This window comes from Paenibacillus sp. FSL R7-0312 (assembly GCF_038004445.1).
GTDB lineage: Bacteria > Bacillota > Bacilli > Paenibacillales > Paenibacillaceae > Paenibacillus_AQ.
In genome coordinates, this window is record NZ_JBBORE010000001.1 from 5,886,692 (window position 1) to 5,903,308 (window position 16,617).

Annotated in this window: 10 protein-coding genes; 8 read left to right on the forward strand and 2 right to left on the reverse strand. The window is 53.0% G+C overall.

Going from position 1 to position 16,617, the window contains the following annotated elements; genetic code table 11:
* Positions 1 to 17: 17 nt before the first annotated feature.
* Positions 18 to 839, reverse strand: coding sequence for an AraC family transcriptional regulator (locus MKX70_RS26060; RefSeq protein ID WP_042235364.1), 822 nt, complete (start codon positions 837 to 839; stop codon positions 18 to 20).
* A gap of 197 nt (positions 840 to 1,036) precedes the next feature.
* On the opposite strand from MKX70_RS26060, the gene MKX70_RS26065 reads away from it, so the two are divergent.
* Together MKX70_RS26065 and MKX70_RS26070 are read left to right on the forward strand one after the other, a co-directional pair.
* Complete coding sequence (locus MKX70_RS26065) at positions 1,037 to 4,150, forward strand: glycoside hydrolase family 2 TIM barrel-domain containing protein (RefSeq protein ID WP_340841148.1); 3,114 nt, start codon at positions 1,037 to 1,039, stop codon at positions 4,148 to 4,150.
* A gap of 601 nt (positions 4,151 to 4,751) precedes the next feature.
* On the forward strand, positions 4,752 to 5,726 hold the full coding sequence (locus tag MKX70_RS26070) for a phosphotransferase (protein ID WP_042235361.1): 975 nt from the start codon (positions 4,752 to 4,754) through the stop codon (positions 5,724 to 5,726).
* Positions 5,727 to 5,732: 6 nt separating this feature from the next.
* On the opposite strand, the gene MKX70_RS26075 is transcribed toward MKX70_RS26070, so the two are convergent.
* Positions 5,733 to 6,479: a glycoside hydrolase family 16 protein gene (locus MKX70_RS26075; RefSeq protein WP_340841149.1), complete on the reverse strand. Its 747-nt coding sequence runs from the start codon at positions 6,477 to 6,479 to the stop codon at positions 5,733 to 5,735.
* A gap of 148 nt (positions 6,480 to 6,627) precedes the next feature.
* On the opposite strand from MKX70_RS26075, the gene MKX70_RS26080 reads away from it, so the two are divergent.
* The 6 genes from MKX70_RS26080 (at position 6,628) to MKX70_RS26105 (ending at position 16,570) form a co-directional block, all read left to right on the forward strand.
* Positions 6,628 to 7,548: an ABC transporter permease gene (locus MKX70_RS26080; RefSeq protein ID WP_340841150.1), complete on the forward strand. Its 921-nt coding sequence runs from the start codon at positions 6,628 to 6,630 to the stop codon at positions 7,546 to 7,548.
* 57 nt (positions 7,549 to 7,605) lie between these two features.
* Complete coding sequence (locus tag MKX70_RS26085) at positions 7,606 to 8,490, forward strand: carbohydrate ABC transporter permease (protein WP_340841151.1); 885 nt, start codon at positions 7,606 to 7,608, stop codon at positions 8,488 to 8,490.
* A gap of 45 nt (positions 8,491 to 8,535) precedes the next feature.
* Positions 8,536 to 10,206: an extracellular solute-binding protein gene (locus tag MKX70_RS26090; protein WP_340841152.1), complete on the forward strand. Its 1,671-nt coding sequence runs from the start codon at positions 8,536 to 8,538 to the stop codon at positions 10,204 to 10,206.
* 140 nt (positions 10,207 to 10,346) lie between these two features.
* On the forward strand, positions 10,347 to 12,185 hold the full coding sequence (locus tag MKX70_RS26095) for a sensor histidine kinase (protein ID WP_042235358.1): 1,839 nt from the start codon (positions 10,347 to 10,349) through the stop codon (positions 12,183 to 12,185).
* 2 nt (positions 12,186 to 12,187) lie between these two features.
* Entirely contained in the window at positions 12,188 to 13,759 is a 1,572-nt protein-coding gene (locus MKX70_RS26100; protein ID WP_042235356.1) for a response regulator, read from the forward strand.
* A gap of 168 nt (positions 13,760 to 13,927) precedes the next feature.
* The gene (locus MKX70_RS26105) at positions 13,928 to 16,570 is read left to right on the forward strand and encodes a family 16 glycosylhydrolase (protein WP_042235354.1); all 2,643 of its coding nucleotides are present in this window, start codon (positions 13,928 to 13,930) and stop codon (positions 16,568 to 16,570) included.
* Positions 16,571 to 16,617: the final 47 nt, after the last annotated feature.

Sequence of the window (16,617 nt, forward strand, 5' to 3'; positions counted from 1 at the left end):
CCGTAGTCAGGCAGTCCCTAATCCAGACCATGCAGGCGCCTCCACTCTTCGGGCTGCATACCGGTAATCCGTTTGAACACAGCACAGAAGTAGCTGACATTCTCGAACCCTGCCCGCTGGGCGATTTCATAGACTCTCTGCCCTCTGCTGCTGAACATAAGCTGCTTGCTCCGGTTCACCCGCTGTTTGTTAATGTAGGCGACCGGCCGCTCGCGGACGGTGCGCTGAAACAGCCGGCACAGATACTGCGGCGACACTTCAGCCACCTCGGCCAGCTCCTTCAGCAGCAGCGGACGGTGCAGGTGGAGCTCTATATATTGCAGCACCGGCTTCATCCGCTCCAGCTCATTATCCTCATTCGAGGCGGGGAGCAGGCTGCGTTTCAGATCCAGAAGCAGCGAGTACAATAACTTCGAACGTTCCAGATTATCCTGAAGCTCATTGCCGTATGAAAGGGTAAGCATCTCCTCCAGCGGTTTCAGGATGGGCTCCGCTCTTAAGCTCCCCATTCCTGACTCGCGTATTCCGGCATAGAGCAGCATCTGGGCCGCTTCCCGCCCGTTAAAGGAAATCCAGGCCAGCTCCCATTCCCGGCTCAGCGGTGCATACGAATGGGGAACATCCGGATAGAGAAAGAAGATATCCCCGGGACCGGCAATATAGGATTTATCCCGGATATGCAGCTCTCCCTTGCCTCCAAGCACCTGGTGCAGCTGGTAATCCGGAAACCCCGCCGGACGTTCCGTCTCTTCCTGATGCTCCCAGTACCCGATGGTCGTAGCATAGAGCGGAAGCGGAAGCGTTTCTTCCATTTCGCAAAAGATCATTGTACTTCTCACAGGCGTCCCCCCTTTAAAAGCCCAGCGGGTTCTAACCGCCGGTATTCCTGTTCCACCTCCTCATCATAACGGCACGCAGTTTCAAATTCCAGTCTATTCTTGTTTCATATTTTGTTATATTCGATGAATATCATTATATATACCCCAGTCATTCTCCATTCTATAATATGAATATAACAATATAAGGAGATGTTAACTTGCGCCAGAAGCTCTCATACCAGCAGCCTGCAAACGGATATCCGGAGTGGAATAATAATCCTGAGCTATTTCAATTGAACCGGATAGACGCGCATGCCTCCATGATGTCTTTCCCGGCAGTGGCTGAAGCCCTGCAAGGAACTAAAGAAGCCTCATCCCGTTATCAATCCTTGAACGGAACCTGGAAATTCGCATTCGCCGAAACTGCGGAAGCACGGATTAAGGATTTCTATACCGCCGGTTATGACTCCGGAGACTGGGCGGATATTACCGTTCCCTCCCACTGGCAGTTCCAGGGATATGATTACCCGCAATATACCAATGTCCGTTATCCATGGGCGTTATCGGAGCCTGAGCTGAAGCCGCCTTTTGCACCGACCGTGTACAATCCGGTGGGCTCTTATATCCGCACCTTCACCGTACCCGAGACTTGGAATGGGCAGCCAGTGTACCTCAGCTTCCAGGGGGTGGAATCCGCTTTCTATGTCTGGGTGAACGGTGAGCTGGCAGGGTACTGTGAGGATACCTTCACGCCATCCGAATTCGATATTACTGCTTATCTGGTACCCGGTGTCAACAAGCTGGCTGTAGAAGTCTACCGCTGGTGCGATGCCAGCTGGCTGGAGGATCAGGATTTCTGGCGGCTGAGCGGAATATTCCGCGATGTTTATCTGTATACTGCACCGACTGTAAGGGTTGCTGATTTCTTCGTCCGCACCGATCTGGATGAGAAGTTTACCGATGCGCAGCTGAATGTAAATCTGACGATAGAGAATTATTTTGACAAGGTAATTGAGTCCCATTCGGTACAGGTGCAGCTCTATGACGGTAAAGAACAGCCCTTATGGGCTGAACCTGTCTCCGCCTCTGTCGCTTTCGGCCAGGATGGAATTCAGCAGCTACAGCTCTCCGCAGCAGTGACGAACCCGAAGAAGTGGAGCGCCGAGAAGCCTTATCTGTACACACTGGTTATTGCTGTATCAGATGATCAGGGACAAGTGCTGGAAGCAGTCAGCTGCAAAGTAGGCTTCCGTACCTTCGAGATCCATGAGGGTCTCATGAAGATCAACGGCAAACGGATTGTGCTCAAGGGTACCAACCGTCATGAATTCTCCTGCGACACCGGCCGTGCACTCTCCAGAGAAGATATGATCACCGACATCAAGCTCATGAAATCGCATAATATCAACGCTGTGCGGACTTCCCATTATCCGAATCAGTCCGTATGGTATGAGCTGTGTGACGAATACGGGCTCTATGTCATCGACGAGACGAATCTGGAGACCCATGGCTCCTGGCAATACGAGCAGCAGGAGCTGCATGAGCACAATGTCCCTGCCAGCCGGCCGGAATGGCGCGCCAATGTCATTGACCGCTGTAACTCCATGATGCAAAGAGACAAGAATCATCCGTCGGTTATCATCTGGTCGCTCGGTAACGAGTCCTTCGGCGGCGATAACTTCCTGGCGATGCATGACTATCTGCGGGAAGCCGATCCGACCCGTCCGGTGCATTACGAAGGGATTTTCCATTACAGAGCGTCAGAAGCCGCAAGTGATATCGAATCTACCATGTACATCAAACCGGATGATGTCGAGAGATATGCGCTGAACCATCCCAAGAAGCCATATATTCTCTGCGAATACAGCCATGCCATGGGCAACTCCTGCGGCGGTCTGCATCTCTACACCGAGCTGTTTGACAAGTATGACATCATTCAGGGCGCTTTTATCTGGGACTGGGTGGATCAGGCCATCCGCACGACTACCGTTGACGGCACAAGCTATCTGGCCTACGGCGGCGATTTCGGGGAAAATCCGCATGACGGCAACTTCAGCGGCAACGGCCTGCTGTTTGCTGACCGTACGGTTACTCCCAAGCTGCTGGAGGTCAAAAAATGCTATCAGAGCATTGTCATCACCGCACTGGATCTGCCGAACGGACGTCTACAGGTTCGCAATAACTTCCTGTTTACGGATCTGGCAGACTATCAGCTGCAATGGAAGCTTGCTCTGGACGGAGAAACCGCGCAGGAAGGACTGCTGCCGCTGTCCGCAGCACCTGGTGAAACCGCTGAAATTGCTATTTCATACGATCAGGACCTGCTTGAAACCGGTAAAGAAGCAGTACTCACAGTCTCATTCGTCCAGCAGTCCGAAACGGCCTGGGCAGGTGCAGACCACGAAATCGCCTGGGAACAGTTCGTTCTAATACCATACCTTCCGGCCAGCGCACCTGTTACTCCAGGAAGCACGCTGCAGGTCAATGAGCAAGACGGGCTGGTGACTTTTGCAGGCAGCAGCTTCGGAATATCGTTCGACACGGCAACCGGCGCCCTGGTTTCTTACCAGTCTTCCGGCAAAGAGCATCTGCTTGCACCGGCAAGACCTAACTTCTGGAGAGCGGTAACTGACAATGACCTCGGCAACAAGCATCCCGAGCGCTGCGCAGTCTGGAAGGAAGTCTCTTACAGCCGTCAGCTCACCCGGTTCAGCTGCCGGGTTGAGGGCAGTCTCGGTTTCGTGACCACTGAGTATCTGCTGGATACCCAGCCGAAGTCCTTGCTGCGTGTTCAATACGAGATCCGCACGGACGGCTCGGTAGAGATTGTTCAGGAGCTTCAGCCGGGCAGCAGCAAGCTGCCGGAGATTCCGGAATTCGGCATGGCCTTCGAGCTGGACAGCAGCCTAGACACTATCTCCTGGTACGGCCGCGGCCCGCATGAGAACTACTGGGACCGGCAGTCCGGAGCTCCGCTGGGACGTTACAGCGGCACTGTCAGCGGGCAATACACACCATATCTCCGTCCGCAGGAATGCGGCAACAAGACGGATGTAAGATATGCTTCTGTCACTGCAGGCAGTGATGGACACGGCTTGCATGTAGAAGGTGCATTGCCAATTGAGATCAACGCTCTTCCTTGGAGTGCCGCTGAGCTTGAAGCCAGCGATCATGGCTACAAGCTTCCTGTATCCAACAAAACGGTGCTGCGCGTGAACTATAAGCAGATGGGTGTCGGCGGTGACGACAGCTGGGGTGCACCGACCCATGAGCAGTTCACCCTGCCTGCTAACCGTCCGTATTCGTTCCGCTTCACGCTTTCACTCGTGTAAGTTGCCTCCCAAGTAGAAACGGTACCGTCCTTTTATATGGACGGTACCGTTTCAGCGAGACATAGAAGGATAAGTTATCGTGTGAAGCATGTTATATTTTCAATAAAGAGGTGTCCCGGCAGCCGGTACTGCGGCTTGGGACACCTCTTTTCGCTTGTTCATTACCAGCTTTTTTCCTGCTCATGCCAACCTCACCGCACGGTTAAGAACCCATTCTCCTAGTGCACACTAGCGTGCAAACAATTCATGACCATAATGCAACATTTCCCCTTCTCCAAGCGGCTTGGAGGGACAATTCTTGTATTTCATACAACAATCTATCCCCACACCCTTGTTTCTGCGAAACCAAGTTGCAATACGTACATCATTTAAGGTTTACAGTGTAAATTCAAGCACCTGTATTCAGCATTCACTGGTCTATGAACTTAAACTAACCGGGCAGTAAATGGCTGCATCGCCCTTCGGTTTCTCAGCAAATATTTATCTTGAATAATCCCCTCACTCCGGTGAAAATAAAGTCATATAGGAGCATTACAGAGATTAAACTAGTGTTAACCCTGAATACATTCATCATTTATATTTCCAGGTGAGGAGATATTATATGTCCGACACAGCCGCAACCATCCGGGATGAAATCTTAGACTCCATTTCAGAGATTTTCGGGGTGCACGTTACTGAAGCTACGCAGATTGATCAGGGTTTCCTGAATCTGAAATGGAAGCTTGAAAGTGATCACGGACGTTTATTCGTGAAGCAATACAGCAAGATACGTTATCCGGAACACCTCACCCACGGACTTGAAATTTCATTGACTCATCAGGATCAGCTGCAGCTGCAGGGCATCCCGGTTCCGAAGTTATTTTCACATCAGGGGAAATATGTCTTACGAACGCCTTCGCAGGAACGGTATGTGCTGATGAACCTGTGTGACGGAAGCAGTATTGAGCCGGGCTCAGCAAGTGAGCCCCAAATGTATGCACTGGGGAGCGTAGTCGGCCGGATGCATAAGCTGCTGAACACGGACCTGACTCCATTGCCCCTGCACTGGAATATACGGACCCAGGAAGCTATGGTGAAGCACTGGGACAAAAGATACCTTCAGGCCACCACCCTTCATAATGGCGAAACGGTTGCAGCGCTTGAGATTCAGCGGAGAATTATTGATGGAATGGACACCGGTATCTTTGCAGACTGCGAACGGGGCTGGGGGCACTGGGATTTGTTCGTCGATAATATTCTGTTCAGCGCCGATGAAGTAGCCGCTATCCTTGACTTCGACAGACTGCATTTCGTGTACCCGGAGTTCGATATATCACGCCCCATCCTGTCCTGCGCCTTGTCAGGCAACCAGCTCCGGCTGGACCGGGTCCAAGCCTTTGTGACCGGCTACCGCGAGCATATCCCATTACCCGTTAACAAATTGATCCGTTCCATTAAATTAACGTGGTGGAGGGAAGCCGAATGGATTGCGGTTCCCCAAAAGGATGAATTCACACCGCTCATCCGGTTCCGCCACGAAAATAATTGGGTCGCCGCCAACTGGGACCGCCTGGAGGATATTTTCACCGGAATTTAAGCTGCCTCAATGCTGATACAGCCGGATGCTTGACACCGTCATCACCGCCGGCAGCGCAGCTTCGTCCACCGCCACATTGTCATACCAGCCGCCCACGGCAAGATTAAGCAGCAGATAAAAAGGCTGATCAAAGGGCATCACCCCCGGCTCCAGACCCCGCTCCGCGAAGCAATGCCCGTCGACCAGCCAGCGCATGGAACCGGCTTCCCATTCCAGCGCATACTCCCGGAACTCGTTAATCGTTCCGTTCTCCAGCTCATAGGTGAACTCTTCAACGACTTTCCGCGCAAGATCCGGTCCATAATGCAGCGTTCCCGCAATCTGCCGGGGCAGGCGTCCCTTCGCCTCCAGCATATCGATCTCCCCGGAGGCGGGCCAGGGCCCGTAAGCCTGATCCTGCGGAAGCAGCCAGATGGCGGGCCAAATTCCCTGCCCTACCGGCAGCTTAGCACGCACGACCAATCGGCCGTAGCTGAAAGAGAACTGGTCCCTTGTGTCCAGCCGGGCCGAGGTATACGCGAAGCTGCGTCCATCCTGCTCCACAGTTTCGCGGCGCGCACACAGCTGCAGGCCTTCTTCTCCAATAGACAGATTCCCCGGATTCCCCGTATAAAACTGCTGCTCCCCGTTGCCCCAGCCCGGATACACCGGCTTCCCGTCATTGTCTAATAAGTCATTGCCCAGGCGGATATTCCAGCTCTGCAAATCCGCATTTCCGCTTACGAAATCCTGCTCCCATACAAGCTTGTTCATCCTTCGCACACTCCCTTCAGTTAATCACAGCATACTTAATTTCCAGACCCGGTGGGTGGAATCCAAAAAATTGGGATAGGGTCAATAATCATGGCCTTTTTTCCTCTGCCCTTTTCTCATACGATGAAAGAGGAAGGGGGCACAGCACATGTTCCAATACAGAACGGAACAAATGAAAGCGCTTGTCAGACAGTGGCAGCTGCAAAGCATGGTAATACCGGGCATTCTCTGGATGTTCATCTTTTGTTATATCCCTATGTTTTGGCTGATCATCGCCTTTATGGACTTCAGCATTGCTAAGCCTATGCTGGAGTCGCCATTTGTCGGGCTGAAGCATTTTCAGGATTTTATGACGGATGACCGGTTTTGGCGCTCGATCCGCAATACCCTCGGGATGAGTACGATTAAGCTCGTACTTGGTTTTCCAATCCCCATTCTATTCGCCCTGCTGCTTAATGAAATCCGGGGTCTGCGGTTTAAGCGCACGGTGCAGACAATCTCGTACCTGCCCCATTTCATCGCCTGGACGATCTTTGGCGGAATCGCACTCAACTGGCTGGGGGAGGGCGGTGTGATTAACCAGCTGATGATGGCGATCGGGTTCCAGGACCGGGAAATCCTGTTCAACAGCGACCCTCAGTACTTCTGGTGGATTACCTTTTTCACCGATACGCTCAAGGAAACCGGCTGGAGCGCCATTATCTACATAGCAGCCATAGCCGGTATTGATCCGGGGCTGTATGAAGCAGCCGAGCTGGACGGCGCGAACCGCTGGCAGCGGATGTGGCATATTACCGTGCAGAGCATCCGCCCCACGATCGCGATTCTGTTCATCCTTGCGGTCAGCGGGATCCTCGGCAGTAATTTCGAGCAGATCTTCATGCTTAAGAACAACATGAATATGAAGATGGCGGAGAGTCTCGACCTCTACATTTACAACATGGGGCTGGTCTCCGGGCGTCACTCCTTCTCCACCGCCGTCCTGTTTGCCCGCTCGATTGTAGCGCTGGGGCTGCTGCTGTTGGCCAATCAGACCTCCAAGAAGCTGACCGGCGACAGTATTTTTTAGAAGAAACGAATGATGAGCGGCGAAGCCGACTCCCCCTGGAAAGGAGACAACAGATTCATGGCAAGACGCGGAAGATTCCGGCGGATTGGCGCTTTTGAGATCGGCAATACCCTGCTGATGCTGGCGGTCTGCTTTCTGACGCTGTACCCGATGTGGTTTGTACTCGTCAACTCGCTGAATTCACCGGCGCAGGCCTCGCTGGGTACCGTCAACTGGTTTCCCAAAGAGCTCTCGCTGGCCAGCTACAGCGTAGCCTTTAATGATAGGACGCTGATGAACGGCTTCTACATCACAACCATGCGTACGGTAATCGGGACTGTGGTGCATGTGCTGTTCACCGCTATCGTAGCCTATGGAATGAGCAAGTCCAATCTGATGGGCCGCAAGCTGTATCTCAAAATCTCTTTGATTACGATGCTGTTCTCAGGCGGGCTGATTCCCTCCTTTATTCTCATGACGAAGCTAGGCCTGTATGATAGTTTCTGGGTATTCATCATCCCTTCCATGTATACTTTTTTTAATATGGTTATATTTATGAGCTTCTTCCGCACCATTCCGGACAGCCTGGAGGAATCAGCCAAGGTGGACGGCGCTTCGGATTATGGCGTTCTGTTCCGGATTGTCCTGCCCAACAGCATGGCTGTCATAGCCACCATCTCCCTCTTCTCTGCAGTCTATCACTGGAACGACTATTATCAGGGAGTCATCTATATCCATTCCCAGGAGCTGCTCCCGCTGCAGACCATGCTGTACAAAATCATTGCCGAGAACTCCATGTCCTTCATGCAGCAGCAGGCGATGGCGCAATTCGGCGCAAGGCTTCCCGGCAACTCGATCAAATTCGCCTCCATGATGGTGGCTACGCTGCCTATCCTCATCTTCTACCCTTTCATCCAGCGCTATCTGGTCAAAGGTGTAATGATAGGTGCTATTAAAGGCTAGCCGTAATGAAGCATTCTACACACATACAGAAAGGATGATTATGCCTTGAAAAGCAAATCTGTCAAACCATTCTTAGCCATTATTCTGGCTGTAATCCTGACGTTAACCCTGGCCGCATGCAGCAGCAATTCCGCGAATAAGGAAAGTTCACCCACAACTGCGCCGCAGGCTGATACTACACCGGCGCCTCAGGCAGAAGCCACTCAGAATCCTGATGAACCCGCCTGGAAGCTCGATACCAGCCCTATCGATTTAACCTGGTTTGTTGGAGCGAACTGGTATGCACACACCTGGGGTGAGAGCCTGGCTTCCAAATATGTGACGGAGAAAACGGGCGTCAATGTCAAGCTGGAGGTCCCTTCCGGTGAAGCTAACGAGCAGATCACACTGATGATGACCTCGGGCAAGCTGCCGGACCTCATTTCTATGGGTTCCTGGGAAACCGCTGTCAAAAAGCTGTGGGAAGGCGATCATGTCTATGCCCTCAATGAATTGGCCGATCAGTATGATCCGTACTTCTACAAGGTAGCAGGTGATGGTACGCTGAAGTGGTACCGCCAGGAGAACGGCAACACGTATGGGGTTCCGAATGACTCCTACAGCCCCAACCTGATGCACGAGACCGGCATGACAGCTGCCAATCAGACCTTCCTGGTCCGCAAAGATCTGTACGAGGAAATGGGCAGTCCGGACCTCAGTACCCCGGAGGGCTTCCTGGGTGCGCTGCAGCTGCTGAAGGATAAGTATTCCGAGTATAAGGGTCAGCCTATGAGCCCCTTTTTCGCCCAGGGAAATGTCCCTTACGGGATGACGGAATATCTGCAGAATCTGCTGGCCGTTCCGCATGAGAAAGACGGCAGCGTATATGACCGGGTGACCGACCCGGATTATATCGCCTGGCTCAAAACCTTCCGTACCGCTTACGAGCGCGGACTGCTTAACGTAGATTTCCTGGTGGATTCCGATACCCAGGTGGAAGAGAAAACGAACAACGCCCGCTACTTCATGATGATCCGCGAATGGACCGGCATGACGGCTGTCAATCCGATGCTGGCTGCGGGTGCTAATCCGGACTCCAACTACATCGCAGTTAACGGGCCGCAGAACAGCAAAGGTGACAGTGCCAAGCTGTTCCCCGGCAACATGGACGGCTGGATGGTAACCATGATCAGCAAATCCACCGAGCATCCGGAGCGTGCGATCCGCTTCCTGACCTACCTCGCCAGTGAAGAGGGCCAGCGTGACCTGTTTCTCGGCAAGGAAGGCGAAACCTGGGATACGGTGGACGGCAAACCGCAGCTGAAGGCTGAATTCACAGACATGCTGGGCAGCAATATCGAGAAGCTGGAGAAGGAATACGGCATACTGGATACCTACTGGATGATGCGCAATCCTGTTATCGTCAACCAGTGGAGACCGGAGAAAGCGCCTGTGATCAAGCAGATGGAAGACTTCGCGAACGCACAGGCCGATATCGACAGCGGTATCTACAAAGGGCTGGACCCGCTTGGCGATTCGGATGTAGCGGTGGCTTGGGCGCGTATCTCCCAGAACTGGGAAGAAGTACTCCCTGAGCTGATTACGGCCAAGGACGAAGCTGCTTTTGACAAAATCTTCGACAGCTTCCTGTCCCGCCGCGACAGCTATGGCTTCGAGCAGGTTCAGGAGTACCGCCAGACGGAGCTGGATGCACGCAAAGCCAAAATGGCGGAATAATGTCTTAAACTATGCCGGCGGCCGGAATGGCGGCCGGTCTTCCCTGCTTAGAGGGGTTTCTCCCCTTACGCCGCAACGCCTTATTACCTACCAGCCGGTTTGTAATATATGGTATATTACAGGGATGGGAGGGTAACCAGATGAAGTATTTGCTGACTACGATGAGGAAGCTTTACCGGAATTCCCACATCTCAACCAAGCTGTTTTTGGCCTTCAGCCTCATGATTGCCATACCTGCGTTTGTGGTCTCCTTTTTATTCATCCGCACGCAGGAAAGCCAGCTCTACAAGGAAGCTATGGCGGAGGGCAGCAATCATGTAGCGCGCCTGAATGAGCGGCTGCGCAGCCGGATGGATATTCTTGAGAACGCTTCCTCCACCGCTCTGACCCAGAAGGGATTTGTGGATTTCATCCACACCAATATGCGCGGGGACGGCCTGCGGCTCGTGAAATTCAAGCAAGACCAGTATGAGCAGATGCATAATATCATTCAAAGCCATGAGCTGATAAGTGAGCTAAGCTTCTATGTCGATAACCCGGATGTATACGAAATCTGGCCTGAAATCTACCATTACAGCAAGTTTTGGCCGCAGGATTACTGGATGACGCTCCGGGATGAAGGTGGGGCCGCCTTCCGCTTATCCGCCTTTAAGGATGGCGAGGATACGTTATCCTACTACAGGCTGGTGAGGCTTCAGGGCCAACAGCAGAAGCTCCCTACGATTATGGAAATCCGCGCCAGGCACAGTGTTTTTTTCAGCGATCTGCTTGAAGACACCCACGGAGATTTCTTCACCGTAGTAATGGACGGAACGAGTGCTTTCCGGAATGTATACAATCCGGGGCATGAGTTCCCGCAGAATGCCGGGGAGAAGCTGGACGGAATTCTTAGCCGGATTCACGAACAGCTGGATGTGCTGCAGCAGAATAACCCGATTAAGATTCACTCCGGGGATCAAACCTACTACGCGCTGTATCGCTACATCGCTCCTCTGAACGCCTATGTGGTCGATATCGCCTCCCATCAGGCGCTGATGCAGGGCCCGCGGAACTGGTACCTGATTGTGATCACCGTCACCTCCTGTGTGCTGCTGCTTATGCTGCTGCTCGTTTCACAGATGACCCGGCGTATATTCCGGCGGCTGGAGAAGGTGCTCGTCTCTATGCGCAAGGTACGCAGGGGGCAATTGGATGCGAAGATTGATACAGGACTCCGGCATAACGAAACCGGTGACGAAATCGACTACGTGGCCGTCAGCTACAATAATATGCTGGACGAAATCCAGCACCTGATGACACAGGTGGTGGATAAACAGCTTATCGCCAAGAACGCGCAGCTCCACTCCCTGCACTCACAGATCAATTCCCATTTCCTGTACAACGCCCTGGAGTCGATCCGGATGCATGCGGAAGTCCAGCAGCAGCCGGCTATTGCGGGTGCACTGGTCTCTTTAGGCTCTCTGCTGCGTTATAGCATGCAGTGGCGCAGCGATACGGTTGCCCTCAGTGAAGAGCTTGCCAACATCCACAGCTATATCCGGTTCATCAACTTCATGGAAGGCGGAAGCATTGAATTATCAGCCGCTCTTCCCCCGGAGGTGCAGCGCTATACGATTCCCAAAATGTGCATGCAGCCTATCGTAGAGAATGCCGTGCATCACGCAGCCCCTGCAGGCGGCAGTGTACATATCCAAATTACTGTAAGGGTAGAGAATGATAGCCTGCTGCTGATAGAGGTCCGCGATGACGGCGCAGGTATTGATCCGCAGATGCTGGAGAGGCTGCAGTCTGTGCTGCGGGGTGACTCGGATACGCCGATTATTACCAGCAAGAACGGGCTGGGTCTGGAGAACGTGCATAAGCGCCTGCAGCTGCATTACGGCAAGGGCTGCGGACTTTGGATTGACAGCGTGCAGAGCGCCTATACCTGCGTAACCATACGGCTCCCTTGGGAAAATGTGAATCTTGGAGGATGGTAGGCATGATCAATATTCTGGTTGTGGATGATCAAAAGCAGATCCGTGACGGCCTGCAGGCTATGCTGCGCCAATTCCCTCTGCAGCTTGACCATATATACAGCGCTGTGAGCGGAATTGAGGCACTGGAGCTATTGCGTCAGCACAGCATCCAGCTCGTGATTACCGATATCCGGATGCCTGATATGGATGGCCTGGAGCTCATGGCTCAGACCAAAGAGGAATGTATTAAGGTTGATTATCTGATTATTAGCGGCTACAGCGATTTCGCCTATGCCCAGAAGGCCATTGAGCTTGGGGCTAAGGGTTATCTGCTCAAGCCTGTGAAGCGGGAGGATTTGCAGTCCTCGGTGGAGCATGTCTGGCAGGAAATTCAGACACGAATGTCGCTCTCGCGTAATCTCGAGCAGTTGTCCCGCCGCGCCATGGAGTCTGACCGTAAGGAGCTGCGCATGTATATGCTAGGCGCGGCGGGTGATGAAACGTGGATTAACACGACTGAGCAGCAGAATGCAGAGCTATGGCGCAGCTACCGGCTCTGCATTCTGCGCGAGGAGCTGTGGATTAACCAGCCGGGTGCCAGCAGCAGCCATAGCATAGAATCTATTGCTTACCGCGTATATGGCAGACAGGGTTGTATCTGTCTTCAGCACCGCCCCCACCTGATCCTGGCGGTTGATGCAGCCATAGATCCGGGGGTCTTCCCTGCTGCGCTCCAAACCGAGCAGATTGAGGCCATTACCGCAATGACCCGCCCGCAACAGGGATTAAGGGAGCTTCCGGGCAGCTATACGCTGGCATTGGAGCTGTACCGCCATAGCTTCCTGTTTCCAGATAAACGTTGCCTCCTGCCCGCGCATATTGAGCGGCTGGAGCAGCAGTGGGAGCTCCCCTATGAGGAGCTGTATGCCCTGTTCCAGTTAACCGGCACTAAGAATGGTGGCAGAATTACGCAAGGAATCTCCGGCCTATTCCATAAGGATGTACTGCAGCGGTATCACATTCGATATACACAGCAGCTATGCCGGGCCGTAGTCCAGATGATGGAGGAATATGAGCGTGTAATCCGCCCGTACATGGGAGAAGAAGCGCTGGACTTAGACTCTCTGCGCAACCTGTTCGACTATCCGGGCATCCGCGATTATATTCAGGCGCTGCAGCAGCAGCTGCTCCGGCTGAACCAATTTTATTATGAATACAAATGCAGCTACCGCAACTCTCAGGACTTGAACGAAGCTATCCGTTTCATCCACGAGAATTACCACAAGCCGCTGGATCTCGCGATGGTGTCCAACCATGTGTCGCTGAATTACGCTTATTTCTCCAACCAGTTCAAGAAGAATATCGGCAAAGGCTTCGCCGAATACCTGCGTGATGTGCGTCTGGATAAAGCCCGGCGTCTGCTTGCAGAAACGGACCATAAGATCGTCGAGATTGCCTCCATGGTCGGATATGAAAGCTACAAAAGCTTCACACGGGCCTTCCGGGATGTGATGCATATGCAACCCACGGAATACCGGCAGCTGATCCGCCGCAGGCATGGCAGAGAGGGCGATTACCAGGATAACGTGCTATAGACCAAGGGAAACGCTGCCAGATGAAGTCCTTGTGAGCAAAAGCCAAAAAATTGGGTCATAACAAAAAGTATTGTCCCTTTTAGCGCGATATTAGTTTCGATAGAATAAAGATGTTCTCTCACATGTAAGCGGTTACCTTCACTACCATTTAATTAAAGGAGGGCAAGTATGAAGCGACTTCACCTAACGGATATCGGATTTAAACAGAAGGTATTATGTTTGTTCCTGAGCTTAGTGATGCTGGCCGGCATCGGCCTGTGGCCTGCTTCGAGAATTCAGACTGCAGCAGCAGCAGGTGTCACTGTTAGCTCCATGACCTATTTTTCAGCGGCAGACGGTCCAGTTATCTCCAAATCAGGGGTTGGACAAGCGAGCTACGGTTTCGTAATGCCAGTGTTCAACGGCGGCTCCGCCACCTGGAGTGATGTATCGGACGATGTGGGCGTCAAAGTGAAAGTAAGCGGCAACTGGATAGACATCGACAGCGCAGGCGGCTATGTCTACAACCAGAACTGGGGGCACTGGAGTGACGGCGGGATGAACGGCTACTGGTTCACGCTCTCCGCAACAACCGAGATCCAGCTCTACTCCAAGGCTAATAGCGCGGTCACACTTAATTACACACTGGCCTTTCAGAACCTGAACACAACAACCATCTCGGCTATGGCGCCTACACAAGGGCCGCAGATTACAGCAGGCTTTACAGGCAGCGCAGGCTTTACCTACCCTACCTTCAACAATGATCCGGCCTTAACTTATGAAGCCGTGGCGGATGATCTGAAGGTGTACGTGAAACCTGTTAACAGTAGCACCTGGATTGATATTGATAATAACGCAGCCAGCGGCTGGATTTATGACAGCAACTTCGGCCAGTTCACCGATGGTGGCGGAGGCTATTGGTTTACCGTTACTGAATCCATGAATGTCAAACTGGCCTCCAAGACCTCTTCCGCGAATCTCATCTATACCATCACCTTTAATACACCTGTTAGAAATTCGTACGTACTGACTGCTTACGACGGCACAGCTTACACAGCGGATAACAACGGCTCCATCGGCTTCCCCCTTCCTAAAATAGACGGAGGCGCACCGGTTGGCAGCGAGCTTGGCAAATTCGTCTATCAGATCAAAGCGGGCGGCCAGTGGGTGGATCTGAGCAATTCCGGACAGAGCGGATTCGTCTATGCCGGCAACGGCTATAATAATATGTCCGCTGCCAACCAGTGGGGCTACTGGGCCGATTACATCTATGGCCTGTGGTTCCAGCCGATCCAGGTGAATATGGAAATCCGCATCGGGTATCCGCTGAACGGGCAGCAAGGCGGAAATGTCGGCAGCAATTATGTCTATTACACCTTCACCGGTAATCCCAATGCCCCGCGTCCCGATGAAAGCGACCAGGAAGATATTACGCTCGGAACACCTTCGGACCCTGCCGTAGCAGGTATGAACCTCCTCTGGCAGGATGAGTTCAGCGGGACAGCGCTCGACACCGGCAAATGGAATTATGAGCAGGGGTACTATATCACGAGTGATCCCAATAGCTGGGGCTGGGGCAATGCCGAGCTGCAGCATTATACGAACAGTACCCAGAATGTATTTCTCCAGAACGGACAGCTGAATATCAAGGCCATTAATGAGCCAAAGTCCTTCCCGCAGGACCCGAGCCGGTATGCGCAGTATTCCTCCGGCAAAATCAACACCAAGGATCATCTGTCCTTCCAGTACGGCCGGGTGGACATTCGGGCTAAGCTGCCTACAGGCAATGGGATCTGGCCTGCACTGTGGATGCTTCCGGAAGATGCTGCTTACGGGGCATGGGCCGCATCCGGTGAAATCGATATTATGGAAGCCAAGGGACGGCTTCCCGGCACGACCAGCGGCGCCGTACATTTCGGTGGACAATGGCCTGTGAACCGGTATATTTCCGGTGAATATCACTTCTCTGAGGGGCAGACCTTCGCGAACGATTATCACGTCTATTCCATCGTCTGGGAAGAAGACAATGTGAAATGGTATGTGGACGGTAAATTCTTCTTCAAGGTCAACAGAGAGCAATGGTATTCCGTAGCGGCACCGAACAATCCAAATGCCCCCTTCGACCAGCCCTTCTATCTGATTATGAATCTGGCGGTAGGCGGACATTTTGACGGCGGGCTCTCCCCCGCTCCGTCTGATATCCCGGCAACGATGCAGGTAGATTATGTACGGGTCTACAAGGAAGGCAGCGGCGGCGGGAATCCGGGCAATCCCGGCAACGTTCCGGTTAGTGGTGTCACCGTAACCCCTTCCACCGCCCAGGTGCAGGCCGGACAGAGCGTCCAGCTGACCGCCAATGTGGCACCGTCTGGTGCAACTAACCAACAGGTTGCCTGGACCGTATCCAACAGCAGTACCGCCTCCGTGAACCAGAATGGTCTCGTAACCGGTCTTGCACCGGGTACCGCAACTGTTACGGCAACAACGGCAGACGGCAACAAAACCGCCTCCAGCACGATTACGGTTGTGTCCCCTCCTCCGGCGGTCATTGTGATCGGCGATCAGGTGCGCGGCCTGAAAAAAACAGGCAATAACCTGCTGTTCTATGTGAACGGCGCAACCTTCGCCGACCTGCATTACAAAATTAACAACGGCGGACAGCAGAACGTCGCAATGACCTCCGCGGGCAACGGCAACTACACCTACGCGGTAAATAACCTTCAGCAGGGTGATACCGTGGAATACTTCTTCACGTACAACCCGGGTCAGGGGGCACTGGATTCCCCATGGCAGACTTATGTGCACGGGGTGACCCAAGGAACCCCGGAGTAGGAAGAGCATCCTGGAACAGATAAGCGGCTGAACGTATGGCCGCTTCA